General features: G+C 70.3%; 17 protein-coding genes. 13 read left to right on the plus strand and 4 right to left on the minus strand.

Annotation, left to right across the window (positions count from 1 at the left end):
- Window positions 1–2: 2 nt before the first annotated feature.
- Window positions 3–2,552: a cation:proton antiporter gene (locus FZ938_RS14650; RefSeq protein ID WP_246457233.1), complete on the minus strand. Its 2,550-nt coding sequence runs from the start codon at window positions 2,550–2,552 to the stop codon at window positions 3–5.
- Between the two features lie 223 nt (window positions 2,553–2,775).
- Between FZ938_RS14650 and FZ938_RS14655 the strand changes: the two genes are divergently transcribed.
- Complete coding sequence (locus FZ938_RS14655; RefSeq protein WP_246457234.1) at window positions 2,776–3,426, plus strand: OmpA family protein; 651 nt, start codon at window positions 2,776–2,778, stop codon at window positions 3,424–3,426.
- Between the two features lie 30 nt (window positions 3,427–3,456).
- On the opposite strand, the gene FZ938_RS14660 is transcribed toward FZ938_RS14655, so the two are convergent.
- On the minus strand, window positions 3,457–4,371 hold the full coding sequence (locus FZ938_RS14660; protein WP_149199222.1) for a LysR family transcriptional regulator: 915 nt from the start codon (window positions 4,369–4,371) through the stop codon (window positions 3,457–3,459).
- A gap of 233 nt (window positions 4,372–4,604) precedes the next feature.
- Between FZ938_RS14660 and clpB the strand changes: the two genes are divergently transcribed.
- Window positions 4,605–7,289: an ATP-dependent chaperone ClpB gene (gene clpB, locus FZ938_RS14665; RefSeq protein WP_149199223.1), complete on the plus strand. Its 2,685-nt coding sequence runs from the start codon at window positions 4,605–4,607 to the stop codon at window positions 7,287–7,289.
- 88 nt (window positions 7,290–7,377) lie between these two features.
- Here clpB and FZ938_RS14670 read toward each other — a convergent pair whose 3' ends face one another.
- A complete protein-coding gene (locus FZ938_RS14670; protein WP_246457235.1) occupies window positions 7,378–8,067 on the minus strand; it encodes a hypothetical protein in 690 nt (229 codons plus the stop codon).
- Between the two features lie 176 nt (window positions 8,068–8,243).
- Here FZ938_RS14670 and FZ938_RS14675 point away from each other — a divergent pair, with 176 nt between their 5' ends.
- The 4 genes from FZ938_RS14675 to FZ938_RS14690 are packed head-to-tail and all read left to right on the plus strand — an operon-like array spanning window position 8,244 to window position 11,701.
- Window positions 8,244–9,029: an SDR family oxidoreductase gene (locus tag FZ938_RS14675; RefSeq protein WP_149199224.1), complete on the plus strand. Its 786-nt coding sequence runs from the start codon at window positions 8,244–8,246 to the stop codon at window positions 9,027–9,029.
- A gap of 24 nt (window positions 9,030–9,053) precedes the next feature.
- Window positions 9,054–10,433 (plus strand): aminodeoxychorismate synthase component I, encoded by a 1,380-nt coding sequence (gene pabB, locus FZ938_RS14680; RefSeq protein ID WP_149199225.1) that lies wholly within the window; start codon window positions 9,054–9,056, stop codon window positions 10,431–10,433.
- Window positions 10,430–11,236: an aminotransferase class IV gene (locus FZ938_RS14685; RefSeq protein ID WP_149199226.1), complete on the plus strand. Its 807-nt coding sequence runs from the start codon at window positions 10,430–10,432 to the stop codon at window positions 11,234–11,236. Before pabB ends, FZ938_RS14685 begins: the two co-directional genes overlap by 4 nt.
- A gap of 21 nt (window positions 11,237–11,257) precedes the next feature.
- Window positions 11,258–11,701 (plus strand): hypothetical protein, encoded by a 444-nt coding sequence (locus FZ938_RS14690; protein WP_149199227.1) that lies wholly within the window; start codon window positions 11,258–11,260, stop codon window positions 11,699–11,701.
- Between the two features lie 18 nt (window positions 11,702–11,719).
- Here FZ938_RS14690 and FZ938_RS14695 read toward each other — a convergent pair whose 3' ends face one another.
- A complete protein-coding gene (locus FZ938_RS14695) occupies window positions 11,720–13,291 on the minus strand; it encodes a caspase family protein (protein ID WP_246457236.1) in 1,572 nt (523 codons plus the stop codon).
- 293 nt (window positions 13,292–13,584) lie between these two features.
- Between FZ938_RS14695 and FZ938_RS14700 the strand changes: the two genes are divergently transcribed.
- The 7 genes from FZ938_RS14700 (at window position 13,585) to FZ938_RS14730 (ending at window position 26,361) form a co-directional block, all read left to right on the plus strand.
- Window positions 13,585–14,400: a YMGG-like glycine zipper-containing protein gene (locus tag FZ938_RS14700; RefSeq protein WP_149199228.1), complete on the plus strand. Its 816-nt coding sequence runs from the start codon at window positions 13,585–13,587 to the stop codon at window positions 14,398–14,400.
- Window positions 14,401–14,499: 99 nt separating this feature from the next.
- Complete coding sequence (locus FZ938_RS14705) at window positions 14,500–17,901, plus strand: caspase family protein (RefSeq protein ID WP_246799028.1); 3,402 nt, start codon at window positions 14,500–14,502, stop codon at window positions 17,899–17,901.
- A 144-nt stretch (window positions 17,902–18,045) separates the two neighbouring features.
- Window positions 18,046–19,449, plus strand: a complete 1,404-nt coding sequence (gene tssL, locus FZ938_RS14710; protein ID WP_149199374.1) for a type VI secretion system protein TssL, long form — start codon at window positions 18,046–18,048, stop codon at window positions 19,447–19,449.
- Window positions 19,450–19,541: 92 nt separating this feature from the next.
- Window positions 19,542–23,051, plus strand: a complete 3,510-nt coding sequence (tssM, locus tag FZ938_RS14715; protein WP_149199229.1) for a type VI secretion system membrane subunit TssM — start codon at window positions 19,542–19,544, stop codon at window positions 23,049–23,051.
- Window positions 23,051–23,638: a type VI secretion system-associated protein TagF gene (tagF, locus tag FZ938_RS14720; RefSeq protein WP_246457240.1), complete on the plus strand. Its 588-nt coding sequence runs from the start codon at window positions 23,051–23,053 to the stop codon at window positions 23,636–23,638. The genes tssM and tagF overlap by 1 nt, the downstream gene beginning before the upstream one ends.
- Window positions 23,638–25,701: a type VI secretion system Vgr family protein gene (locus tag FZ938_RS14725; RefSeq protein ID WP_149199231.1), complete on the plus strand. Its 2,064-nt coding sequence runs from the start codon at window positions 23,638–23,640 to the stop codon at window positions 25,699–25,701. The genes tagF and FZ938_RS14725 overlap by 1 nt, the downstream gene beginning before the upstream one ends.
- A gap of 117 nt (window positions 25,702–25,818) precedes the next feature.
- The gene (locus FZ938_RS14730; RefSeq protein ID WP_246457242.1) at window positions 25,819–26,361 is read left to right on the plus strand and encodes a DUF4123 domain-containing protein; all 543 of its coding nucleotides are present in this window, start codon (window positions 25,819–25,821) and stop codon (window positions 26,359–26,361) included.

Genomic DNA, 26,361 nt, shown 5'->3' on the forward strand with positions numbered 1-26,361 from the left:
CGTCAGCTCACCGCCGGGACGGCCGGCGACGACTGGGTCGGCTGGCGGCGCGCCTCGGCGACCGCCTGGATGTGGGACTGCAAATCCGCGTCCTTCTGCACCAGCCGGCGGAAATCCTTCTCATCCAACACCAGCAATTGGCAATAGCCCAACGCCCGCACGTCTGCATTGCGCCGCTGGCGGGACAGCAGGGCCATCTCGCCGAAGAAGTCGCCGGTGCCCAGCTTCACCGGCTCCGCCAGCATCGGCACCAGCACCTCCACGGCGCCCGACGCGATGAAGAACATGGCGTCGCCGCGGTCGCCCTTGCGCACGATGGTCTCGCCCGGCAGCGCCAGCTGGGCGCGCAGCAGCGTGGCGATGGTCGCCACCCGCTCCGACGGCAGGCCGGCGAACAGCGGCACCCGGCGCACCAGTTCCGCCACGTCGAATCGCACATCCAGCTTCGGCAAGCGTTCCAGCACGCGGCGCCGCTGTTCCAGATCGCGTTCGAGGTCGGTCAGCACCTCCTGGCTGATGATCGATTCGGCGTGCATGGCGCGATATTCGGCATGTTCCAGCCGCAGCGCGGCGCGGCCGACGTAACGGCTCTGCAGCACCACCGCATAGTCGGGATATTGCAGCTTCAGGGCCGACAGCGCCTGTTCGACGATGCCGAGCCGGCCGACCAGCATGCCCTCCAGCTCGAACGCCACCTCCTGGCCCAGCACGCGGGCCAGACGGTCGCGGGTGAAGGCCAGCAGTTCGCGCAGCACGGTGCGCACCGCCACCAGCACCTCGAACCGCATCGACAGGCGCCGGGCCAGCGGCCGGTGGATGCCGAAGCGTCGCTGCAGCCAGCTCGCCGCCCGCATCCAGGGGGAGAAGGCGATGAAGGGTTCCTCGAACGCCCGATAGCCGTTGCGCCCCTGGCTCTTGACCGCGTCGAGCAGCCGGCCGCTGCGCCCGGCCAGCATCTCCATCACCGCGCGCGACACCACCCCTTCGGAGAAGTGGGCGTAATAGAGTTCCTCCTCGCGGTTGACCAGGATGACGAGGCCGATGGTGACGCGGTCCTCGCCGGTCAGCTGGGCCTCCTCCTTGCGCTCCTGGTCGATCTTCTTCCGCCGCTCCTCATAGCGGGCGACCATCACGTCCTTGACGACGCCGTCGACCTCGTAGGTCTCGGCCACCGCGGCGACGCGGTCGCGGATGCTGTCGGTGGACAGCGCCAGCGCGCGGTTGCGCATGGCGTGCTCCACCGGCGTCAGCTCGTCCAGCTTCAGCAGGCGGATCAGCCAGCGCAGCGTCGTGCCGTTGATGAACAGCGTGACGAAGACGAAACCGGTGACCATCACCGCGATGAAGCTCTGCACCCGGTCGGCCACCCGGAAATTCTCGGTCACCGCCAGGGCCAGCGTCAGCGACACCGCCCCGCGCAGGCCGCCCCACAGCATCACCGACTTGTAGGAATTGCTGACCTTCTGCGCCAGCCCGGCCCAGGACAGGATCGGCAGCAGCCCGAACAGCACCACCGCGCGGGCGGCGAAGGCGGCCAGCACCACGACCAGCACCAGCCCGACCTCCGCCCAGCCGGCGTCGGCCATCAGGCGCGGCACCAGGATGGCGGTCAGCAGGAAGATCATGGAGTTGGCCCAGAAGCCCAGCTGCTGCCAGACATGCTCCATGGCGCCCCAGGTGGCGGGGGAGATGCGGGTGCGTCCGACGGAGCCGATGACCAGCGCCGCCGCCACCACCGCCACCACGCCGGACGCGCCGACATAATGTTCGGCCAGCACATAGGACAGGTAGGCCAGCGCCACCGTCAGCGTGATCTCCGCCATCGGCTGGTTGCGCACCGGCTCCACCAGCATGCAGACGATGCGGCCGCAGATGTAGCCGGTGACGACGCCGCCCGAGAAATCGCGCAGGAAGTCCAGCGCCGCCGCCCCGGCCCCGCCGGTGGCCTTGCGCGTCAGCATGTCGAGCAGCAGCGTGAACAGCGCGATGGCCGCGGCGTCGTTCAGCAGGCTTTCGCCTTCGACCAGCGTGGTCAGCCGGCGCGGCGCGCCCAGGTCGCGGAAGATGCCGATCACCGCCGCCGGATCGGTGGAGGCGACGATGGAGCCCAGAAGCAGGCAGGCGACCAGCCCCAGCGAGGTGAACAAGCTGACCGCATAGCCGACGGCGAAGGTGCAGACGAACACCGCCACCACCGCCATCAGCAGGATCGGCCCCAGATCGTCGAACAGCCGGCGCACGTCGACCGCCAGCGCCGTTTCGAACAGCAGGATCGGCAGGAAGATGTGCAGAAGCACGTCCGACGAGACGTCCAGTTCCGCCAGCGAGGCGAGGAAGTCGTGGAACGGCCCCTTGCCCGGCATGCCGGCGAAGGTCTGGATCACCGCGCCCAGCGCCACGCCGACGCCGGCCAGCAGCACCGTGTAGGGCATCTGGAATCTTGCGGCCAGCGGCGGCAGGAAACTGACGAGGGCGAGAAGCCCGGCAACGCCCAGGACTTGAATGACGATGTCGTGCATGTTTCCACGGAACGGCTGCGGCGTGGGCTGCACGGTATCGCCGCACTCTTTCCGGGGCAAGACCGGGGACCGCCCTATCCTGCGGCAAAAATGGTCCGCAGCGATGCGCACGGTGCCATCCCGATCCCGATGACGTGCCGGATGGCGGCTGTACAACCCTTCGGTCTGGCTCTGGCGATCGGACGCGCGATCGGCTAGGATAACACCGGTTTGATCCGTATTTGGAAGTGGGGCTTCGGGAATGGGAACGGTCGGGATGTTGCGGCCGGCGCTGGCTGGCCTGGGTCTGCTCCTGGTCATGGGCGGTGCCGCATGGGCCACCGACCCGGCATCTGCCCCGACCACGTCGGAGGATTTCATCAAGGCGCTGACGCCGGTGCCGAAGACACGCGGTCTGGCATTGGGCACCGGTGACACGGCGCCCGCTCCGGCTGCTTCCGCCGTTCCCGGCGCCGTTCCCGCCGCTGCTCCGGGCTCCGCCCCCGTCCCTGCGACCCCTGCCTCCAAGGCCGCCACGTCCAAGGTGGCCACATTCAAGGCCGCCGCGACGCAACCGAAGGAGGCGCCGCGCATCAGCTTCCAGGTGGAGTTCGCCTTCAATTCGGCGGAGCTGACGCTGACGGCGACCGGCATCCTGAACGAGCTGGGCCGCGCCCTGACCTCGCCGGATCTCGCCGCCTACCGCTTCCAGCTGACCGGCCATACCGATGGCGTCGGAAACCCCGACTACAACCTCGCCCTGTCGAAGCGGCGCGCCGCCTCGGTTCGCGATTACCTGACCCGGACCTTCGGCGTGTCGTCGGGCCGGCTGGTCGCCATCGGCCGCGGCTCGCAGCAGCTCCTCGACCCGGCGAATCCGGCCAGCGACGTCAACCGGCGGGTGGAGATCGTCAATCTCGGCTCCTGACCGTCCAAGCGGGATTGGGGCCGGTGGTGCTCACCGCCAGCCACCGTCCTGCGTCAGGCCGGCCAGGATCCCACTGAGGATACCGTGCGTCGCGCGGGCGGCGGCCGACATCGGCCGGCCGGCGGCATGGGCCAGCAGGATGGTCCGGTCGATCTGCGGATCGACGATGGGCAGGCCGGTCAGCCGCTCCGCCGCCGCGCCATGCCGCGCCACCCGGTCCGACAGGACGGTATAGCCGCAACCTTCCGCCACCAGCGCCTTGATCTGCTCCAGTGCGTCGATCTCCAGCGCGACGGTGACGCTCGCCCGCGCCAGCAGGGCGGCATGCTCGACCTCTTCGCGCACGCCGTGCGGACGGCCGGGCAGGATCAGCGGCAGGGACAGCGCCTCGGCGAAGGGAATGGCATTGCGGCCGCGCAGCAGCGGGTCGTCGGCCGGCCCGACCAGATGCAGCCTTTCGCGCGCCACCAGTTCGGTTTCCAGCCCGCCCATCTCCTTGGTGCCGAACACCAGGGCGAGGTCGAGCTGCCCCGACAGCACCCATTCCAGCATGTGGCCGGACAGCCCCTCCACCACCCGCAGCCGGATCTGCGGATGGGTGCGGCGCACCGCCAGCGCCAGCGGCACCGTCAGCACCGGACCCAGCGAGGTCGGTATGCCGACGGTCGCCGGCCCGGCCGGCACCGCTTCCACCGCCCGCACCTCGTCGCGCAGGCCATCCATCTGGCCGATCAGCGCCGCCGCCCGCTGCGCCAGCCGACGCCCGCTTTCCGTCGGCACCACGCCACGCGCCGTGCGCAGCACCAGCTGACAGCCGAAATCCTCCTCCATCCGCTTCAGATGCAGGCTGAGCGCCGGCTGCGCCACCCGCAAGGTTTCCGCCGCGCGGGAAATCGAGCCGTGCTCGACGATGCCCAGGAAATAGCGAAGTTGCCGCACGTCCATCCCGCCGGAACCCCTGATGTCCATATCGTATCGCTATGAAAGAGGCGACAGGGATCGCTTGTCAATATGGCGCCTGCCCGTCGTGGTCGACCGTCGCCCCCGACCTCTTGATCGCCGCAATTCCGTTAACCATTTACCCATCAGGCGCCGGGCGATCGCGCATTTTGCGGATCGCGGACGCGCCGTCCCGCGCCGGATGGCTGGGCGGGAGACCTTGGGAAACGGAGTGCCGGATGGACTTCGGTCAATTCACCGATCGTGCGCGTGGCGTCATTCAGGCCGCGCAGATCGCCGCCCTTGCCGAGCGGCATCAACAGCTTCTCCCTGAACATCTGCTGAAGGCCCTGATCGACGACACCAGCGGCGTCGCCGCGCGTCTGGTGCGCGACACCGGCGGCGATCCCGATCTGCTGAAATCCGCGACCGAGGAACAGCTGTCCCGCGCTCCGGTCCAGCCGGGCGCCGGCGAAGGCCCGCAGCCGCTCTACATGTCGCCGGCGCTGGCCGCCGTGCTGCAGGGCGCCGTCGCGTCGGCGCGCAACGGCGGCGACCGCTTCGTCACCGCCGAACGGCTGCTGGAGAGTCTGGCCCGCCAGAGCGGCCCGCTGCGCGCGCTGTTCCGCCGCGCCGGCGTCGATGCCGACGCGCTGGCCGCCGCAGCCGATGCCCAGCGCAAGGACCATCCCGCCGACGCCGAGACCGAAACCACCTCCGGCGAGGCGCTGGCCCGCTACACCCGCGACCTGACGGAAGAGGCGCGGCAGGGCCGGCTCGACCCGGTCATCGGCCGTGACGACGAGATCCGCCGCACCATCCAGGTGCTGGCCCGCCGCACCAAGAACAACCCGGTGCTGATCGGCGACCCCGGCGTCGGCAAGACCGCCGTGGTCGAGGGGCTGGCCCAGCGTCTGGCCTCCGGCGATGTGCCGGAAGGGCTGAAGGACCGGCGCGTCCTGGCGCTCGACCTCACCGCGCTGCTGGCTGGCGCCAAGTTCCGCGGCGAGTTCGAGGAACGGCTGAAGTCGGTCCTGAGCGAGGTGCAGGAAGCCAACGGCCGCATCATCCTGTTCATCGACGAGCTGCACACCCTGATCGGCGCCGGCCGCACCGACGGCGCGATGGACGCCGCCAACATGCTGAAGCCCGCGCTGGCTAGAGGCGAGCTGCGCTGCGTCGGCGCCACCACGCCCGACGAGTACCGCAAGTACATCGAGAAGGACGCCGCCCTCGCCCGCCGCTTCCAGCCGGTGACGGTGGACGAGCCGTCGGTGGACGACGCCGTGTCGATCCTGCGCGGCATCAAGGGCAAGTACGAGGTCCATCACGGCGTGCGCATCGCCGACGCGGCGGTGGTCGCGGCGGTGAGCCTGTCGGCGCGCTACATCGGCGACCGCCGGCTGCCCGACAAGGCCATCGACCTCGTCGACGAGGCGGCGAGCCGCCTGCGCATGGCCATCGACAGCAAGCCGGAGGCGCTCGACGCCGTCGACCGCCGCGTTGCCCAGCTGAAGATCGAGCGCGAGGCGCTCAAGGCCGAGCCGGACGCCGCCTCGCAGGAGCGGTTGCACGCCCTGGAAGGCGAGCTGGCCGAGGCGGAAGCCCGCCAGTCCTCGATGGAGGAGGAATGGCGCGCCTCGCAGTCCCGCCGCACCGAGGGTCGTCGCCTGAAGGAGGAGCTTGACCAGGCCCGCACCAGGCTGGAGCGCGCCCAGCGCGACGGCGACTGGGCCAAGGCCGGCGAACTTGCCTATGGCGTGGTGCCCGACCTTGAGAAGCGTCTGGCCGAGGCCGAATCGCGCGCCAGCACGGAGCGCGACGAGGTGACGGCCAAGGACATCGGCGCCGTCGTCACCCGCTGGACCGGCATCCCGGTCGAACGGATGCTGGAGGGCGAGCGTCAGCGGCTGAAGGGCATGGAGGACAAGCTGGCGGAGCGCGTCGTCGGCCAGAAGGAGGCGGTGCGCGCGGTGTCCAAGGCGGTGCGGCGTGCCCGCGCCGGGCTGAAGGACCCCAGCCGCCCGACCGGCTCCTTCCTGTTCCTGGGCCCGACCGGCGTCGGCAAGACCGAGCTGGCCAAGGCGCTGGCCGCCTTCCTGTTCGACGACGAGACGGCGATCACCCGGCTCGACATGTCGGAGTACATGGAGAAGCACGCGGTCAGCCGGATGATCGGCTCGCCGCCGGGCTATGTCGGCTATGACGACGGCGGTTCGCTGGCGGAGCGAATCCGGCGCCGGCCCTATCAGGTCGTGCTGCTGGACGAGGTGGAGAAGGCGCATCCCGACGTGCTGAACGTCCTGCTGCAGGCGCTCGACGACGGGCGGCTGACCGACGGGCAGGGCCGGACCGCCGATTTCCGCCACGCCATCCTCATCATGACCTCCAACCTGGGGGCCGAGGCGCTGAGCGCCCTGGGTGACGACGAGGATATGGCCGGCGTGACGGTGGAGGTGATGGACGCGGTGCGCAAGGCGTTCCGGCCGGAGTTCCTCAACCGGCTGGACGACGTGCTGATCTTCCGCCGGCTGGGCCGGGACCAGATGTCGCGGATCGTCGACATCCAGCTGTCCCGCGTCAACGAGCGGCTGGCCGAGCGCGGCGTCACCCTGGCGGCGGATGCGGCGGCCAAGCGGCGGCTGGGCGATCTGGGCTGGGATCCGGCCTTCGGCGCCCGTCCGTTGAAGCGTGCCATCCAGGGCCTTGTCGAGGACCCCATCGCCGAGCGTCTGCTCGACGAGGAGGTGGAGGGCAAGACCACCATGACCCTGTCGGTGGTCGATGGCCGGCTGGCGCTGGACGGCGTGGTTGTCGAGGAGGACCGGGCGCACGGCTTCAAGGCGCCGGAACGCCCGCCGCTCGGCTTCGCCCTGCCGCCGGTGGCGAGCGCCGCCGCGGCGCGGGAGGCGTCGGTCCACTGACCGGCCGCTGATTCAGACAAAAAGGCTTCGGATGCCGGTCATCCGAAGCCTTTTTCTTGTCAGGACGGCGGACTTTGGCGGCCGGGTGTCACCACTTCGACTTCAGCTTCTTGGCGCCGTCGCTCGACCAGATGATGGCGACCGCGTCGACCACCAGCGCGGCATCCGCCTTTTCATTCTGCTTCCACTCGCCGCACAACATCATGACCGAGGCGATCGCGCACAGGCAGCCGCCGCGCGCGCCCTCGATCATACTGGTGCAGACATTCTCCTTCGGACTGTCCTTCCGGAAGGACTTGCGGATCGACCAGATGCGGTCGGCGATGAACGGAAGCCCGGCGGTGAAGACGCTGACCGCCTTGATCGCCGTGTTGTTCTCCTTGCGGTCGATCACGTAGGTCAGGTTGGCCTTGCACTTGCCGCAACTGCACGGATAGCCGTTGCTGCGCGTGGCGGCGGTGCGGAGGTCGTGCAGGGCGAAGATGCCGTTCGCGGTGATGCCGATGGCCAGCGCCACCAGCCATGGCCCCAGCGCCGCCCCCAGGGGGAACAGGGCGATCGAGCCGATCCCGACATTGACACTCGTGGTCGCCACCCCGCTGAGCACGGTGACGCCAGTCTGGAGGCCGCTTTGCGTAGCGCCGATGAGTGCCATCTTGGAATATTTCGCCAGCTTGGTGCGTGTTTCGCTGAACGGCTCGAAGCTGTCGGCGGCCGGCGCGCTGGTCGCGAACATCGTCGCGAGTTCGCGAAGCTTGTCGGGAGGAGGAAGCGGCATGGCCGGGACTCTCGCGGTGGGACGGCGGGCGGAAGCGGATATGCAAGAAGGTGGTAGCCAAGCAACAACCGGTCGGCAAGCGCCTGCCGCATCGAGGGTGCCAATGAGCTGACCGGTCTGCTACATCTCGGCGGCGCCGATTGGACGCAACGCCGCAGCAACAGCCGGAGACAGACATGGCCGCGACCATCCCACCCTATCTGTCGACCTTCTCTCTCGCCGGGCAGGTGGCGCTCGTCACCGGGTCGGGCCGCGGTCTGGGGCTGGAGATCGCGCGGGCGCTGGCCGGGTCGGGCGCGCATGTGCTGCTGAACGGCCGGGACACCGCCACGCTGGAAGCCCGCGTGGCGGAAATCGCGGAGGCCGGCGGGTCGGCTTCAGCGCTGGCCTTCGATGTGGCGGACCGGGCGGCGGTGCGCGATGCCTTCGCACGGATCGCACGGGAGCATGGACGCCTCGACGTGCTGGTCCAGAATGTCGGGCAGCGCAACCGCAAGCCGCTGGCCGAGCTGACGGACGACGAGATCGTCGCCCTTCTCGATGTCGATCTGGCCTCCAGCCTCATCCTGGCGCGGGAGGCGGCGCGGCTGATGCTGCCGCGGGGCAGCGGCCGGCTGATCGCCGTCACCTCCGTCGCCGGGCAGATCGCGCGGGCCAACGACAGCGTCTATGCCGCGGCGAAATCGGGACTGAACGGCATGGTGCGGGCGCTGGCCGCCGAATATGGACCGGTGGGACTGACCAGCAATGCCATCGCTCCCGGCTTTTTCGCGACCGAAACGAATGCGGCCATTACGGGGGATCCGGAGCGGTCCGCTTATTTCGCCAACCGCACGCCGATGCGGCGCTGGGGGCGGCCGGAGGAGATCGCCGGGGCGGCGGTGTTCCTGGCCTCGGCGGCGGCGTCCTATGTCAACGGTCACGTCTTGGTCGTCGATGGCGGCGCCACCATCTTGATGTAAGCCGACGGCCGACTGCCCCCCGCCATGCTGACGATCCCCATCTCCTGCGGCGATCCCGCCGCCCTGTTCCGCCCCTGGAGCGCCGAGCCCTGGGCGATGCTGCTCGACAGCGCCGCACCCCATCCGCGGAACGGGCGACATTCCTATATCGTTGCGGAACCGTTCCAAACCGTCGAAGCGACCGGTGGACGTACCCTCGTCGATGGCCGCCCGGTCGGCGGCAGCCCCTTCGACGCGCTGGAACGGGCGCTGGCCGCTCATCCGCGTCCATCCGGCGGCCCGGCTCCCTTCACCGGCGGCGCCGTTGGCTTCATTGGTTACGAAGCCGGAACGGCTTTGGAGGGGGTGCGCTCCCGCCATGGCAATCCGGGCGGCCAGCCGGACTTCGCTTTCGGCCTGTACGATGTCGTGGCGGCTTTCAACCGGCAGGACCGGTGCGCCTGGGTGATCGCAACCCGGCCGGAGGCGGAGGACCGCGCCCGGCGCATGGCGGCGCGACTATCCGTTGCGGCTCCGGAACAATCGGCCGGGCCTGAGCCGATGCGCTGGCGGTCGGAGCTGTCGCGCCCCGACTATCTCGACCGGGTCGGGCGGGTTCTGGAGTATATCCGCGCCGGCGACATCTATCAGGCCAACTTCACCCAGCGCTTCCTGGCCGATGCCGGGCCGGACACCGACGCCTACGCGCTGTACGAGCGGCTGCGCCGTCTCAGCCCGGCGCCCTTCGCCGCTTTCCTGAACTGCGGCCCCCGTCTGCGTCTGGCCGGGGCGTCGCCGGAGCGCTTCATCCGGCTGGGCGCCGACCGGACGATCGAAACGCGGCCGATCAAGGGCACCCGCCCCCGTCACGCCGACCCGGCGGCCGACGCGGCGGCGGCGGCGGCGCTGTCGGCCAGCATCAAGGACCGGGCGGAAAACCTGATGATCACCGACCTGCTGCGCAACGATCTGGCGCGGGTGTCGGAGATCGGCAGCGTCAAGGTGCCGGTGTTGTTCGGGCTGGAGAGCTTCGCCACCGTCCATCATCTGGTGTCCGTGGTCACGTCCCGCCTGCTGCCGGGGCTGGGACCGGTCGACCTGCTGCGCGCCGCCTGTCCCGGCGGGTCGATCACCGGGGCGCCGAAGATCCGCGCCATGCAGATCATCGACGAGCTGGAGGTGGCGCGGCGCGGCGCCTATTGCGGGTCGGTGGCCTGGATCGGCTTCGACGGCGCCATGGACAGCAACATCGTCATCCGCACCCTGTCGGTGACGCAGGATCATGTGATCGCCCAGGCCGGCGGCGGCATCGTCGCCGATTCCGATCCGGCGGACGAGCATGAGGAGATGCTGGTCAAGGCCCGCGCCCAGCTGCGCGCCGCAGGATATCCGGTGGTGGAGTGGGCAGGGGAGGGGATGCCATGACAATCTGGCTGAACGGACGGCTGATGCCCGCCGAGGAGGCGCGGATCGACCCGGCCGACCGCGGCTTCACCCTCGGCGACGGGCTGTTCGAGACGATCCGGATCAAGGACGGTGCTCTGCGCCACCTGCCGCGCCATCTCGACCGGCTGGGCGCCGGATCGGCGCTGCTCCGCCTGCCGCTGCCTCATGACTCGGTGGAACTGACCGGCGCCATGGCGGCGCTGATCGAGGCCACCGGTGTCGCCGACGGCGTCCTGCGCCTGACCCTGTCGCGCGGCACCGGTGCCCGCGGCGTGCTGCCGCCGGCCGACGCCCGGCCGACCCTGCTGATGACGGCGGCGCCGGCCGCCCACATGACCGGGCCGGTCGCCGCGATCATCGCCGGCTGCACCCGCCGCAACGAGCATTCGCCGCTGTCCCGGCTGAAGTCGCTGAACTACCTGGATTCAATCCTGGCCCGGCAGGAGGCGGCGGAGCGTGGCGCCGACGAGGCGCTGCTGCTGAACGGCGCCGGCCGGCTGGCGGAATCGAGCGTCGCCACCCTTTTCCTGTCCATCGGCGGCCGGCTGCTGACCCCGCCCGTCGCCGACGGCGCCCTCCCCGGCATCCGCCGCGCCCTGATCCTGGAGCGCCACGGCGCGGAAGAGGCGCCGCTCACCCCCGACGACCTCGCCCGCGCCGACGAGGCCATCCTGACCAACAGCCTGGGCCTGCGCCCGCTGGTGGCTGTGGACGGCCGGCCGGTCGGTTCCGGCGCCGCCGGTCCGGTGCTGGCCCGCCTGCTGGCCGATGCGGACCTGTAAACCGCCATTCATGGGACTGTGATGATCGAGACAGTGACCTTTCCCGAACTGACCGTCATCGGCTGCATGGTCGAGGCGAGCCGCGACGACCTACCCGCCGCCGTAACCGCCGCGTGGGAGCGCGTGTTCGCCGCCGACACCGGAACGGCCGCTTTCGCCGCCGTGTCGCTGCCGGAGGATAACGGGCTGCAGCGCCGGCTGGTCGGCTTCATGGCGGCGAAGGCGAGCGAAATTCCCGCCGGCATGGTCCGCGTCGACCTCGACGCCGGCCGTTATCTGCGGACCGTGCAGGACGGACCAGCGGCGGAGATCGCCGACGGCTTCGCCCGGCTGCATGCCCATGCCGAGGCGAACGAGCTGAAGCTGTCCGGCATCGCCCTCGATTTCGGCTACCGGCCGGGGCTGCCGGACGGGCGCCACGAACTGCATCTGGCGCTCGCCCCGCAACTGCCGGCGCTGGCCTGACGCCGCGTCCGGCGCCGCTCAGCGGGCGGTGCTGTAGACGCCGTGGATGCCGAACTCCACCGGCTGTCCGGTCAGGTGACGGGTCAGCAGGGCGGCGACCTCGGCGGCGGCCGGCTTGCCGTCCAGCGCCGCGAGATCGCGCTGCAGCGCCGTCATCGGCTTCGGCGAGGCGATGGCGAGGAAATGGTCGGCGCCGAAGGGCGGCTCCACCGTCAGCGCCAGCCGATAGGGACCGCCGCGCGGGATCTGCGCCGGGTCGTTGCGCTCCGCCAGCGGGTAGAGGTAGTTGACCGTGCCGTCGGCGGCGAGGTTGATCAGGGTGAAATAGGTCCCGCTGTTGCCGCCGATGGCGAGCGAGACCGTCTCCCCCTTGCGGTAATCGCGGTCGCCCGGTTCCACCGCCAGGGTCAGCGAGCGGTCCTGCGCCGCCGCCTTGACCCGCACCACCAGCGCCCATTTGTCGACCACCCCCTGCACCCGGCGCCGGGTTTCCGGCGCCGCCGGGTCGCCAGGGATGCTGGCCAGCACGTCGCCCATCGAGCTGACCACCTCGCCGGTGGCGCTGTCCCAGACCAGGGCGGGATCGTCCTTCCCGGCCAGTTCGATCCCGGTGAAGCCCGCCGCCAGCTTCTTCACCGCCGCGGGTTTGCCCAGGATGCGCAGCGGGATCGGCCCGGCGGCCGGCAGCAGGGACGGCGGCTTCGGCCGGCCGGCGACCGGGTCGATCAGCGGGATCTCGCCACGGCCGCGCGGCTGTACCTGCGGATGCTGCCGCCCCTCCAGCGCCATGCGCACGGCACCGCGGACATGGGCCTCCAGCTCCCCCTTGGTGACGATGCCGTCGCCGTCGCGGTCGGCCTGACCGCGCAGCGCATTGGCGAAGGCCCAGCTGAGCGCGCCGCGCGGCTTGCGGTCGATCATCACCTCCGGCGCCAGTTCGTGATCGGCGACCGCGGCGAAGAAGGTGACGTTCGGCTGTTCCTCCGCCTCCGCCTGCAGGGCGGCGCGGGTGGGCAGGGGAAGGGCGTCGTCCTCGATATGGTCGACGGGAACGCCGTCGATCTTCGCCGCCCGCGTGCCCAGCATGCCGGCGCGGTCGTCGAAGGCGCGGGTCATCGTGCCGGAATGGCACGAATCGGAGATGAAGATCACCCGGCGCGGAGCGGCCTCCTTCAGCAGCACGGCGATCTCGTCGTCGGTCAGCCGCTGGGCGGTGCCGGGGCCGCGCGGCGCGAAATCGGCCAGCACCAGGAACTCGTCCATGCCGTCGGCCTCGCTGCCGGGCACACGCTCCGGTTGCTGGGCGCCATGGCCGGCGAAGGTCAAGACCAGCGTCGAGTCGGGGGCGGTTTCGGCGATCAGCTGCCGCCACGCGCCGATGATCCGGCTGCGCTCCGCCTCGCCGTCGATGAAAAGGCGCAGCTTGCGGACGCCCAGCCCCTTCAGCGCGTCGGCGATGTCGCGGGCGTCGTTCACCGCGCCCTGCAGCGGGTTGACCTGGGTATACCGGTCGATTCCGATGACCAGGGCGCCGATTTCCGCCCGCGCCGGCGCAGGCCCGAGCGCAAGTCCCGCTGCGACCGCGACCACGACGAATCCGCCCAGAATTGCGCCGGCGGCTGCGCCTTGGCGTCGCCTTCCTCCAAACATTGCAGTCCCCCAACGATGCCGTGCAGCACAGGCTACACGTGGATGCCGATGCATAAAAGGCCGCACGAATTGGTGGTAAAGATCACTTCCTTTGCGGTTGTTGCTATGGCAGCGTTGCAGCCGGACCCGATCGGCAGGGGGGCCGCATCCACTGTGGGGGTGGAGCGGCCGGCTGGGAATTCGGGGACGGAACGAATGACGCCGCAAACGGCAGTGCAAACGGGAATCAGCTCATGCGAAGCAACCGCGCCAAGGCAAGCCTCGTCTCCATCACCATCGTCGCCATGGCGCTCAGTGGCTGCGTGACCACGCAGCAGGACCGCATCGGCGCGAATGACGGCACCGACGCCTGCTACCAGTACCGCGTCGCCCTCGACTCGACCGGCAACTATTATGCCGAGGACATGCTGAAGGGCGCCGCCATCGGTGCCGGCGTCGGCGCGCTGACCGGCGCGCTCGCCGGCGGCAACCTGAAGAGCGCGCTGATCGGCGCCGCGGCCGGTGCCGCGCTGGGCACGCTCGGCGGCTACTGGAATTCCAAGGCGCAGCAGGGCCGCGATCAGGCGATCCTGGGCGTGATGAACGACCTCGACGCCGAGAACCAGAACCTGGACCGCACCCAGGTCGCGCTCGACCAGTTGGTGAACTGCCGCCGCGCCGAGATCGCGCGCGTCAAGGCCGACTACAAGGCCAAGCGCATCGGCAAGCCGGAGGCGGAGCAGCGCATGACCCTGATCCGCGCCCAGCTGGACAAGGATTATGCCATCGCCAGCAGCATCAACCAGAACATCGTCAAGCGCCGCGACGAATATCTGATCGCCGCCGACAACATCGAACCCGGCTCCGCCGAGAAGATCCGCACCAAGACCGTGGTCCAGGCGCAGACCAAGAAGAAGAAGGCCAAGAAGACCACCACCGCCGGCGGCACTCCGGCGTCGCAGGTGGTCCAGCGCACCAACACCGCCTTCGAAACGTCTGAGCGCATCAACGCTACCACCAGCAGCATTCAGCAGATCGCCCAGAAGGAAGCCACCCTCGACGCGGTCTGAGGCGTACTCTGACCGGAACGGCCCGGCCGCGTGTCCCCGGAGATCGACGGGACCCGCGGCCGGACCGGTCCCGGTGACACAGTGCAAGCGGAACGGATGATGGCCGGCTGTCCTACTCGCCAGAATGTGCGACTTCGATGCGGCCTCCGCGCCGCCGTCTTCCTGTGGGCCGTTTTCGGCCTGCTGCTGGGCGGGTTCCTGCCGGGCCGGCTCGGGCCCGGGGCGGCGCTGGCGGGCGATGCGTCGGCTGGGGCCTTCCTGCGCATCGAGACCGGCGGCCACACCGCGCGCGTCAACCGGCTGGCCAGCGATGCGCAGGGCCGGCTGATCGCCAGCGTTTCCAACGACAAGACCCTGCGCTTGTGGAGCCGCGACAGCGGCGAGCCGCTGGGCGTGCTGCGCGTGCCGATGGAGGCGGGGGACGAGGGGGCGCTCTATGCCGTCGCCCTGTCCGCCGACGGCTCGCTGGCCGTCGCCGCGGGGAACACGGGCACCAGCTGGGGCGACGGCGTCACGCTCTACCTGTTCGACGTGAAGGCGCAGCGGCTGAAGGCCCGGCTTCCCGGCCAGCCGCAAGTGCTGAACGATCTGGCCATCTCGCCGGACGGCCGGTTTGTCGCCGGGGCCTTCGGCGGCACCGCGGGCCTCCGCGTTTGGGACAGCACCAGTTTCCGCATGGTCGCGGAGGATACCGGGTACGAGGCACGGGTTTCGGCCCTTGCCTTCGCCCCCGACGGGCGGCTCGCCACCGCTTCCTTCGACGGCAATGTCCGGCTCTATGACGCCGGCTTCAAGCAGAAGGCCAAGCGCAATCCGGGCAAGGGACTTCCCTATTCGGTCGCCTTTTCCCATGACGGGTCGCTGCTGGCGGTCGGCTATGCCGACCAGACGCGGGTCGACGTGCTGTCCGGCACCGACCTGAAGACGCGCTATTCGCCCAAGACCACCGGCATCGCCGGGGGCAGCTTCGCCGCCGTCGCCTGGGACGGCACCACCCTGGTCGCCGCCGGCACCGCGACCCAGGACGGCACGCGCAACGTTGTGCGCCGCTGGGCCGAGGCGGGGAAGGGCGCCTTCACCGACGTCGCGGCGGCGCGCGATTCCGTGACATATCTTCTGGCCTTGCCGGGCGGCGGGGTGGCCTTTGCCGCCGCCGATCCCGGTTGGGGTGTGATCGACCCGGCCGGCCGGCTGCAGTTCGCCCGCATGGGCGACGTCGCCGATTACCGCGACATCCATCTCGGCCGTTTCGGCCTGTCCGACGACGGTCTGGTGCTGGAATTCGGCATGGAGCAGGGCGGCCGGCGGCCGATGCGCTTCGACGTGCTGGCCCGCAGCCTGACCCCGGCGCCGGAACCGCTGCCGGGCCTGAACCGTCCGGCCGCAGAGGGGCCGGGGATCGGCGTCGCCGACTGGCGCAACAACCGCGCGCCGAAGGTGAACGGCCAGCCGGTGAAGCTTGACAGCGGCGAGTGGGCGCGCAGCGTCACCGTGCTGGGTCCGCAGCGCCGCGTGCTGCTGGGCGGCGAATTCAGCCTGCGCCTTCTCGATTCGGCCGGGGCCGAGCTTGCCCGCGCCGAGGTGCCGGCCGCCGTGTGGGGAGTTGTGGCATCGTCCGACGGCCGCGTCGCCGTGGCGGCGCTGGGCGACGGCACGCTGCGCTGGTACGCGCTGTCGGGCGGCGCCCGCCCGCTGGAGGAACTGGCGGCGCTGTTCCCGCACCGCGACGGCCGCCGCTGGGTGCTGTGGACGCCGGAGGCCTTCTTCGACCATTCTGAAAGCGGTGGCGAGACGCTGGTCGGTTTCCACCTGAACGACCCGAAGAAGAAGGGCAGCCAGTGGATCGAGTTCAAGCAGGTCTACCGCGTGTTCGACGCGCCCGAACTGGTGCGCGCCAAGCTGCAGCAGACCGGGCAGGCGGACATCGCGGCGCGGCTCGCCGCCATTGGTGACATCCGCCTGCTGACCCAGCGCCGGCCGCAGGTGACCCTGCTGGATTATTGCACCGTGCCCGCCGCCGCCCGTGGACTGGCGCTCGGCACCGGCGCCGCCGAGGCGCCCGCGCCGACGGCAAGCCCGGCCCCCGCCCCAATGCCGGCCGCTCCGACCCCCACTCCGACCGCCGCGGCGGATGCCGAAACCTGCCATCCGCTGGACATGACGCCGGTCAGCCGCGCCTTCGCCCGCGCCAAGGAGCCGGCACCATCGCCGGCGGCACCGCCGAAGCCGTCGACGCCGTCGGTGCAGAGCGGGTCTCAAGCGGGCTCGCAGGGGGTCGATCTGGACGTCGCGGCGGAGGAACCGCGCCTGACCGTCGCGTTGCCGGAGGGGATCGGTTCCGTCCGCCTGCGCTATCGTCTGGCCGATACCGGCGGCGGCATCGGCACGGTCGACCTGTTCCGCAACGGCCGCAACGTCAGCGGCCAGGACAAATCCCGCGCCTTCGCCCGCGCCAAGGAGCCGGCTCCCCAACCCGCAACTGCTGCGCAACCCCCGGCCGCTCCACCCGATGCGGCGCCCAAGGACCAGACGGCTGCGCCGGAGGAGCGGGTCAGCACCATCCGGCTCGACCCCGGCAGCAACCGGGTACAGATCCGCGCCTACAACGGCTCCGATGCGATCTACGAGCGCTCGGCCTTGGTCGATTTCGTGCTGCCGAAGCCGGCCGCGGTGGCCGACGCCGCGGCGGACGACGGCAAGGGGCAGCGCGCGGTGCCGGACCGGCCGCGGCTGATCACCTTCGTCGTCGGCATCGACAAGTACCGGCCGGAGGGGGCGCAGCTGCGCTTCGCCCGCGCCGACGCCACCGCCTTCGCCGACGCGTTGCGCGGCCGGATCCCCGCCGGCTATGACCGGGACCAGTCGCTGGCTCTGTCCAAGACGCTCTATGACGAGGAGGCGAGCCGCGAGGCCGTCGTCGCCGGGCTGGAGGCGCTCGCCGCCAATGCGCGGGAGGAGGACACGGTCGTCCTCTACCTTGCCGGCCACGGCGTGATCGTGCCGTCGCCCAAGGACCCGTCGGTCAAGCTCTACCACTTCATCACCCAGGACGTGAGCGCCGCCACTGCCGAGGCGATCAGCCGGGAGGGCCTGTCGGAGAAGGAGCTGAACCGGCTGGTCAGCGCGATTTCCGCCCGTAACGTGCTGGTGATGCTCGACACCTGCCATTCCGGTGCGGTGTCCGCCGGCACGGTCGACAAGCTGTACCAGGACATGGGGCAACGCTACCTGCTGGCCGCCTCGTCGGAGCAGGAGGAGGCGCTGGACAGCTATGACGGTCGCAACGGCATCTTCGCCCACGCGGTCCTGGAAGGGCTGAAAGGCAAGGCCCTGCTACCTGGGGACGAAGCGGTCTATAACCTCACGCTCGGTCAGTATGTGAACCGTGCAGTGCCACGTCTTGCGCGGGAGAAGCGCTGGCATCAGTCCGCGATCTTCAAGACCGGCGGCAACGAACTGAATCCCTTCCCGCTGGCGGCGCCGGAGGCTGGAAAGCCGTGAGGATGGCGGCGCCACGGCGGCGTGACGCATGCGCCACCGGAATCGGCCGTGAAAAATGGGTAGATTAAGCTCGATTGGTTCGTTCAAAGTGGTTGCAAAGGTGGACCGGACCGATTCCGGGACGGAGCGCGGATTGGGGTGGACATGCAAGGCGGCGATCAGTTTGGCGGCACGCCCGGACCGGAATCGGAACGCACGGTCCTGATGCCGACGCCGGGCGGCCGGCGTCCGGCCGCGTCGGACGGTTCAACCGGCGGTGCGGCGGGCGGGGAGACGGTTTTCGCATCGCGGGCGCCGGCGGTCGGGGTTTCCGGCCCGGCGCTGGCGGCCATCTTCGCCGCGCGTTCGCCGCTGGCCGCCGCCGCCTCGCCGGTGCTGCTTCTGGCGGCGCGGCTGAACGACATCGGCGGCGTGCCGGACCTGGAATCGCTGCGCCAGCGCGTGATCGGCGCGCTCGGCGACTTCAAGAAATGGGTGACGTCGTCCGGCATGGACGGGGCGACCCAGGCGACGGCGCACTATGTGCTCTGCGCGCTGGTCGACGACATCGTGCTGAATTCCCCCTGGGGCAGCCAGAGTTCGTGGACGCGCCAGAACGTCACCAGCATGTTCCACAAGAACGTCGTCGGCGGCGAGCAGTTCTATGAGCGTCTCGCCTCCGCCCGCCAGGATCCTGGCAAGTACGGCGATCTGCTGGAGTTGATGTATCTCTGCCTGTCGCTGGGCTTCCGCGGCCGCTACCGTGTCGGCGGCCGCCAGGACACCGAGCACGCCCGCATCCGCGAGGACGTCTACAACATCCTGGTCAAGCAGCGCGGCTACGCCGACCGCATCCTCTGCCCCAACGCGGCGGCGATGGCGATGGAGTACCGGCCGCCGCGCAGTTCGCTGCCGGTCTGGGTGACCGGCGCCGGTACCGCGCTGTTCCTGCTGCTGCTGTTCCTGGCCCTCAGCTTCCTGCTGAACGGCGCGTCCGACCGGCTGTTCGCCGGCTTGGCTGGGCTGCCGCCCCACGGCGGCGTGGTGATCGAATCGCCCGCCCCGGTCAAACTGGCGGAGGAGGCGCCGCCCCCGCCGCAGATCGCCCCGCCCCCCCCGCCGCCGACGACCCAGGTCCAGCGCGTGCGCAAATTCCTGGAACCGGAGATCGCCGAAGGGCTGGTCGAGGTGACGGAGGACGCGCTGTCGGTCACCGTGCGCATGCGCGGCAGCAACCTGTTCGCCAGCGGCAGCGCCAGCCTGAACGACAAGGTGCGGGGATCGGTCCTGCGCGTCGGCCGTGCCGTCGCGGAGGAGCCGGGCGCGGTGCTGATCACCGGCCACACCGACAATGTGCCGATGACCGGCGGCGGACGCCTGCGCTTCCCGTCGAACTGGCACCTGTCGAAGGCCCGCGCCGAATCGGTGATGGCGGAGTTCGAGCCACTGTTCGCCGACAAGTCCCGCCTGAAGGCGGAGGGCAAGTCCGATACCGAGCCGGTGGCGCCCAACGACACGCCCGAAGGCCGGGCGGCGAATCGCCGGATCGACATCATCCTCAAGAAGTGAGCGGCCCCGCCCCGCCCGGGGCGATGCCAGCGGCCGGCTGAGACGCCGAAAGGCGATGACGCCGAAGGAAGATCAGGGACAGGGGTATCGGAATGAGTCGGCTGACCGCCATCTTGCTCTCCCGCGCAGTGTTGGGCCTCATCGCCGCGGTGATCGCCGCGGCGTTGATCGCGCTGCTGGCGCCGCTCGCCGGTCTGGACATGCCCTGGCTGGCGGCAGCATCCGCCGTGCCCTTCCCGATTCTCGCCATCGTGCTGCTCCTGCTGAAGCGCCGCGACGCCAAGGCCGAGGAACGGATGACGGCGGAATTGACCGGCGGCGCCGATGCGGCGCGCATGGCGGCGGTGGACCAGGCCGACGAGGTCGCCGGCCTGCGCAAGACCTTCGCAGAGTCCCTCGCCCTGCTGAAGGCCGGACGCAAGCAGCGGGGCCTGGGCGACGGCTATCTCTACAGCACCCCCTGGTACGTCATCATCGGTCCGCCGGGCGCCGGCAAGACCACGGCGCTGCTGAAGAGCGGCCTGAACTTCCCGCTGGCCGACCAGACCGGGGGCAAGCCGCTGAAAGGCGTCGGCGGCACCCGGCAATGCGACTGGTGGTTCGCCGACGAGGCGATCTTCCTCGACACCGCCGGGCGCTACACCACCCAGGACAGCCACGAGACGGTCGACCAGACCGGTTGGGGCGCCTTCCTGAAGCTGCTGAAGGATGCGCGGTCGCGCCAGCCGATCAACGGCGTGCTGGTGGCGATGGCGGTCCCCGACCTCGCCGCCGCCGGGCCGGAGGAGCGGGCGCAGCATGCCGCCGCCATCCGCCGCCGCCTGCGCGAGCTGTATGAGACGCTCAAGGTCAAGGCGCCCGTCTACCTGCTGCTGACCAAGGCCGATCTGATCGCCGGCTTCAACGAGTTCTTCCACGACCTGAACCGCGACGAACGCCGGCAGATCGTCGGCGTCACCCTGCCGGCTGCCGAGAGCGAGCTGGGCGATGCCGGCATGGCGACGCTGGGCAGCGAGCTGGACGGCATCGCCGGCCGGCTGTCCGCCCGTGCCGTCGACCGCATCCAGCAGGAACATGCGCAGGAGCGCCGCGGTGCCATCTTCGCCTTCCCGTCGCAGCTCGCCTCGCTGAAGGAGCCGCTGCTCGACTTCGTGTCCGCCGCTTTCAAGGCCAACCGGTACGAGCCGGCGCTGCGGCTGCGCGGTATCTATTTCACCAGCGGCACCCAGGAAGGCACGCAGATCGACCGGCTGATCGGCGGGCTGGCCGAGAGCTTCGGCCTGCCGGCGGCGCCCTTCCGCGGCGGCGCCGTCGCCGCGGGGCAGCAGCGCAGCTATTTCCTGGGCGGCCTGCTGAACGATCTGGTCTTCCGCGAAGCCAACATGGTCGGCTTCGACCCGGCGGCGGAACGGCGGCGCATCTGGATCCCGCGCATCGCCTACAGCCTGTTCGGGCTGGTCACCACCGCCGCCACCGCCGCCTGGGTCGCCAGCTATCTCGGCAATGCCGGGCTGATCGACCGCGAACAGCAGGCGGTCGACGCCTATCGGCCGAAGGCGGAGGCGCTGGCCGCCGGCACCGTCGCCGACGACGACATCCGCCGCGTGTGGCCGGTGCTGAACGAGCTGCGCGCCCTGCCGGCCGGCCATGACACGCTGGCGCTGAAGCAGAAGCTGGCGCTCGATTTCGGCCTCTACCAGGGCGACAAGCTGGAGGAGGCCGGCGACGTGCTTTATCGCCGCGCGGTCAACGGGCTGCTGATGCCGCGCCTTCTGGTGCGGGTGCAGCGCGACCTGCGCGACCGGCTGATGGCCGACGACGCCCCGGCGGTGGAGGCCCTGCTGCGCCTCTACCTGACGCTGGGCGGCGCCGGTCCGGTCAATGGCGACGAGGTGAAGGGCTGGACCGTCGGCTGGCTGCGCCGGGTCTCGCCCCCGCCGGGCGAGGACGAGACCAAGGCTATCCTCGGCCACATCGACGCCGGGCTGTCCGCTCCCGCCGGCCTGCCGAAGGCCAACCTGGATGCCGAGCTGATCCGGCAGGCGCGCGAGGTGCTGGCCCGCACGCCGCTGGCCGCCCGCGCCTATGCCGCCGTGCGCGACGGCGAGGCGGCGCGCAAGCTGCAGGACTGGCGCCCGTCGGAGCAGGCCGGGCCGGAAGGCGACCGGGTGTTCCGCCGCTCCTCCGGCGCGCGGTTCAGCGACGGCGTCCCCGGTTTCTATACCCTGCAAGGCTTCACCTCCGTCATGCTGCCTGGCCTGCCCGGCGCGGCGCGCTCCGTGCGCGACCTCAGCTGGCTGCTTGGGCCCCCGCGCGGGGAGGAAGCCGGTCCGGAACTTGAGACGGCGGCACTGACGCTTTACCTGCGCGACTATGCCGGCCGCTGGGATGCGCTGCTGAACGACATCACCCTGGTGCCGGCCGCCAACCCGCAGGCGCTGGCCGAGGAGGTCAACATCCTGTCCGGCCGCAGCTCTCCCCTGCAGAAGCTGCTGACGGCGGTGGCGAACGAGACGACGCTGCAGCGCGTGCCGGAGGCGCCGGCCGGCGCCTCGCCCGCGGTGGCTGCGGTTGCCGCGGCGGCGGCCGACAGTGGCGTGGCGAAGCTGGTCACGCAGATGGTGGACGACCGCTTCCGCCCGCTGAACGACTTCACCCGCAACAGCGGCAACGCCCGGCTGGAGGAACTGCTGCGCCAGCTGGAGGCCGTGCATGCCGTGCTGGCACGGCTGTCGCTCGGCTCCGGCGGCGGGCAGAAGCTGTTCGATCTGGCGGCCAACGGTGGCGGCGAGGTGTTCCAGAAGCTGGCCACCGACGTCGGCTATTTCCCGCAGCCGGTCCGCCGCTGGACGGAGGAGCTGGTGGAGCAAGGAACGGCGCGGACGCTGAGCGGCGCCCGCTCGCAGATCAACGCGGAATGGCAGAGCACGGTCGTGCCCTGGTGCCGCCGTGCGCTCGACAACCGCTATCCCTTCGTGAAGGGCGCCTCGGCCGATGTCGGCATGGACGATTTCGCCCGGATGTTCGCACCCGGCGGGCTGATCGACGCCTTCTTCACCAACCGGCTGCGGCCGTTCGTCGATACGACGAAGGAGCCCTGGCGCTGGCAGCCGTCGGCCGCCGACCTCGGCATCCCGGCCGCGGTCCTGCCGGCCTTCCAGCATGCGGCGGCGATCCGCGACGCCTTCTTCCCCGACGGGGGCCGGGCGCCGTCGCTGCGCTTCGAACTGCGCCCGACCTACCTCGGTCCGGGGGTGGAGCAGGTCGATCTGGACATCGACGGCCAGCGGCTGACCTTCGCCCGCAATGCCACGCTGGCGCAGGGGCTGCAATGGCCGAAGCCGGGCGGGGCGGGCGACCTGCGCGTGACCTTCACCGGGCAGCCGACCGAACCGCCGGAGATGACCCAGCGCAGCGGAAGCTGGGCGTGGTTCCGCACGCTGGACGCCAACCGCGGCCGCAAGGGGGCGGTGCCCGACCGCATCCCGCTGAGCTTCGGCGCCGCCGGCAAGTCGGCCGGGTTCGACGTGCGCATGACCAGCGCCGTCAACCCATTCTCGATCCGCGACCTCAAGGACTTCCGATGCCCGGACAGTCTTTGATGGGACAGCCTGTGACGGGACATGCCGGCTGCTTCGGCAAGCTGCCGGCCCGCGGCGATTTCCTGCTGCGCGGACTGCCGCGGACCTTCGCCGACCTGTGGCACGAGTGGCTGCTCGACGGGTTGCAGGCCAGCCGGGCGGCGCTGGGCGAGGGGTGGATGGACCGCTACCTCAACGCGCCGATCTGGCGCTTCGTGCTTGAGGCGGGGGTGTGCGGACCGCAGGCGGCGGCCGGCGTGATGATGTCCAGCGTCGACAAGGCCGGGCGGCATTTCCCGCTGACCCTGGTGGCGCTGCTCGCCCCCGGCCAGTCCGCCGACGGGGCCGAGACCGACGGCCCCTGGTTCGAGGCGGCGGAGGACTTGGCACTGTCTGCCCTGACCCATACGCTGGATGTCGAAGCCTTCGTCGGCTCCGTCGGCGCATTGTCGGTGCCGCAACCCACCGGGCCGTCGTCGTCCGCCGCCGCCCGCTGGTGGACGCTGGGCGGGGAAGGCGTGGCGGAGCAGGGCTTCACCGGCGTCGGCCTGCCGCCCGCGGCACGCTTCGCCGATTTCCTGACCGGCCGGGCCGGGGAGGGTACGTGATGCAGTTCGTCCAGGATGACCGCCTGCTGTCGCTGGAGACCCCGGCCGGCCCCGATGTACTTCTGGTGGAGCGGGTGCAGGGGCGGGAGTCGCTGTCCTGCCCCTTCCTGTACCGCATCGATGCGCTCGGACCCATCGAGCCGTTGGCGCCGGAAGTCATCGTCGGCAACAGCGTCAACATCGGCTTCCGTCAGTTGAGCGGCGAGCGGCATTACGTCAACGGCATCGCCCGCTCGCTCGGCGTCGGCGTGCCGGTGGGACGCGACCAGCGTTATTACACGATGGAGGTGGTGCCCTGGCTGTCGCTGCTGTCCTACACCAGCGATTGCCGCATCTTCCACAGCCTGGGCAACGGCGGCCCGATGGCGGTGCCGAAGATCGTCGAGACGATCTTCCATGAATTCGGTTTTTCCAACTTCGAATTCCGCAGCCTGACCGGCAGCTACCAGCCGCGCGAATATTGCGTCCAATACAACGAAACCTACTTCGACTTCGTCAGCCGGCTGCTCGAAGAAGAAGGCATCTATTATTACTTCGCGCATGAGCGCAACCGCCACAAGCTGATCCTGTCGGACAGCGCCGCCGGCTACGCCAAGCTGTCGCCGGCCACGCTGCGCTTCAATCCCAGCGGCCAATATGCCGACCAGATCGAGCGGTGGGAGCGGGTCTATTCCATCGCGTCGGGGCGCTGGGCCACCAAGGATTATGATTTCCAGGCGCCGCGCACGCCGCTCGACAGCGGCGAGGCGTCGGTCGCCAAGGTGCCGGTGTCCACCAAGTACGAGCTGTTCGAATATCCCGGCCGCTTTGCCACTCGCGATGCCGGCTCCACGCTCGCCCGCCGCCGGATGGAGACGGAGGAGCGCGGGCTGGAGGGGGTGCACGGCGTCGGCGTCTGCCGCACCCTGCATCCCGGCATGACCTTCGCGCTGACCGACCACCCGACGGCGGCCGAGAACAACCAGCCCGTCGTGGTGGCCGAGCTGGAGTTCGACGCCTGCAACGAAGGGTTCCTGCCCGGCGACAAGCGCAAGGCCTCCTACGGCAACAGCTTCTATGCCCTGCCGGCAAAATCGGTGGTGCGGCCGGTCCGGTCGACGCGGAAGCCGTCGGTGCGCGGCATCCAGACCGCCTTCGTCGTCGGGCCGGCGGGGGAGGAGATCTACACCGACAAGTTCGGCCGCATCATGGTGCAGTTCCATTGGGACCGCCGCGGCCGGTCGGACGAGAAAAGCTCCTGCTGGATCCGGGTGGCGCAGAGCTGGGCCGGGCACCAGTGGGGCATGCAGACGGTGCCGCGCGTCGGCATGGAGGTGCTGGTCGATTTCGTCGACGGCGATCCCGACCGGCCGATGGTGATCGGCGTGGTCAACAACGCCGATGCGCTGCCGACCTATGCCCTGCCCGAACACAAGACGCGGTCCGGCATCAAGACGCGCAGCTCGCCCGGCGGGCGCGGCTTCAACGAGATCCGCTTCGAGGACAAGGCGGGGAAGGAGCAGGTCTTCCTCCATGCCCAGCGCGACTACGACCTGCGCATCGGCCATGACAGCCGGACGTCGGTGGCGTCGGGCCAGCATGTGAACGTCGCCGGGGGCCTGTGGGAGTGGGTGGGCAAGAACCACCACGCCACGGTGGACGGTGACCATGTGGAATCCATCGGCGGCGGCGTATCGCGCAGCGTCGGCGTCGATGTGCACGACAAGGTCGGCACCAACTATGCCGTCCATGCCGGGACCAACCTGTGCCTGGAGGCCGGGGCCTCGCTGACCCTCAAGGCCGGCGGCAGCTTCATCACGCTGAACGCCGCCGGCATCTCGATGAACGGCACCATGGTGCTGATCAACAGCGGCGGTGCCGCCAACGGGCTGAGCGCGGCGCCGGCGAAGCCCGACAAGCCGTCGCCCGCCGACAAGGACAAGGGCGGGTCGATCAAGGCGCCGCCCAAGGCGAAGCTGCCGCGCGCGGCGCAAAGTCATAGCCCGAAGGCCGCGGCGCAGGCCATGGTGATGCGCAACGCCGCCGCGTCCAACACGCCGCTGTGCGAGATCTGCCAGAAGTGACCCACCGGACATGAACCCCCAGAAATGAACAAGGCGATGACAGGCCCATCCCCCCGCCGCACCCCGCAGGAGGTGGTTGCCCGGCTCGCGCATCATTTGTGGCCCGAGAGCGCGAAAGTGGGCGGATCGGATGGGGAGGAGCGCGGCCTCTACATGATCGTCGACGCCGCGCGCGACCCCGGCCTCTATCCCGGCCTGCTGGCGCGGGAGGAGGAGGCGGAGATGCGCGCCCTCTACCAGGGTGAAACCGCGAGCGAGATGGCCGAGGTGGCCCCCTATCTGGTCCGGCTGGATCGCGGCGGCGCCGTCGCCGACTGGCTGGTGGGGGAAGGCTGGGGCCGTGGCTGGGGCATCCTGGTGCAGGCCGGCGGCGACATCGACATGGTGCGCCGGCATTTCCGCAAGCTCACCATCGTCAACGACGCGAAGGGGGCGGCCTACCTGTTCCGTTTCTACGATCCGGCGGTGCTGCGCAGCTTCCTGCCGATCAGCGATGCCGCCCAGCGCGACGCGTTGTTCGGGTCCGGCATCCGGTTCATGATGGAGGACGAGGGCGCCGATGCGCTCGTCCTGTTCGAACTGGTGGACGGCGACCTGCGCCGCGTCGAAGTGCCCCTCGGCTCGCCCGCGGCGGCGGCCGGCGCCCCCCCTGTCCGCTGA

The organism is Azospirillum oryzae (assembly GCF_008364795.1).
GTDB lineage: Bacteria > Pseudomonadota > Alphaproteobacteria > Azospirillales > Azospirillaceae > Azospirillum > Azospirillum oryzae.

Coding starts and splice junctions, on each gene's coding strand:
- tssM (WP_149199229.1), top strand. CDS start 19,542: ATGAGTCGGCTGACCGCCATCTTGCTCTCCCGCGCAGTGTTGGGCCTC.
- FZ938_RS14655 (WP_246457234.1), top strand. CDS start 2,776: ATGTTGCGGCCGGCGCTGGCTGGCCTGGGTCTGCTCCTGGTCATGGGC.
- tssL (WP_149199374.1), top strand. CDS start 18,046: ATGCAAGGCGGCGATCAGTTTGGCGGCACGCCCGGACCGGAATCGGAA.
- pabB (WP_149199225.1), top strand. CDS start 9,054: ATGCTGACGATCCCCATCTCCTGCGGCGATCCCGCCGCCCTGTTCCGC.
- FZ938_RS14685 (WP_149199226.1), top strand. CDS start 10,430: ATGACAATCTGGCTGAACGGACGGCTGATGCCCGCCGAGGAGGCGCGG.
- tagF (WP_246457240.1), top strand. CDS start 23,051: ATGGGACAGCCTGTGACGGGACATGCCGGCTGCTTCGGCAAGCTGCCG.
- FZ938_RS14690 (WP_149199227.1), top strand. CDS start 11,258: ATGATCGAGACAGTGACCTTTCCCGAACTGACCGTCATCGGCTGCATG.
- FZ938_RS14675 (WP_149199224.1), top strand. CDS start 8,244: ATGGCCGCGACCATCCCACCCTATCTGTCGACCTTCTCTCTCGCCGGG.
- clpB (WP_149199223.1), top strand. CDS start 4,605: ATGGACTTCGGTCAATTCACCGATCGTGCGCGTGGCGTCATTCAGGCC.
- FZ938_RS14670 (WP_246457235.1), bottom strand. CDS start 8,067: ATGCCGCTTCCTCCTCCCGACAAGCTTCGCGAACTCGCGACGATGTTC.
- FZ938_RS14705 (WP_246799028.1), top strand. CDS start 14,500: ATGGCCGGCTGTCCTACTCGCCAGAATGTGCGACTTCGATGCGGCCTC.
- FZ938_RS14725 (WP_149199231.1), top strand. CDS start 23,638: ATGCAGTTCGTCCAGGATGACCGCCTGCTGTCGCTGGAGACCCCGGCC.
- FZ938_RS14700 (WP_149199228.1), top strand. CDS start 13,585: ATGCGAAGCAACCGCGCCAAGGCAAGCCTCGTCTCCATCACCATCGTC.
- FZ938_RS14660 (WP_149199222.1), bottom strand. CDS start 4,371: ATGGACGTGCGGCAACTTCGCTATTTCCTGGGCATCGTCGAGCACGGC.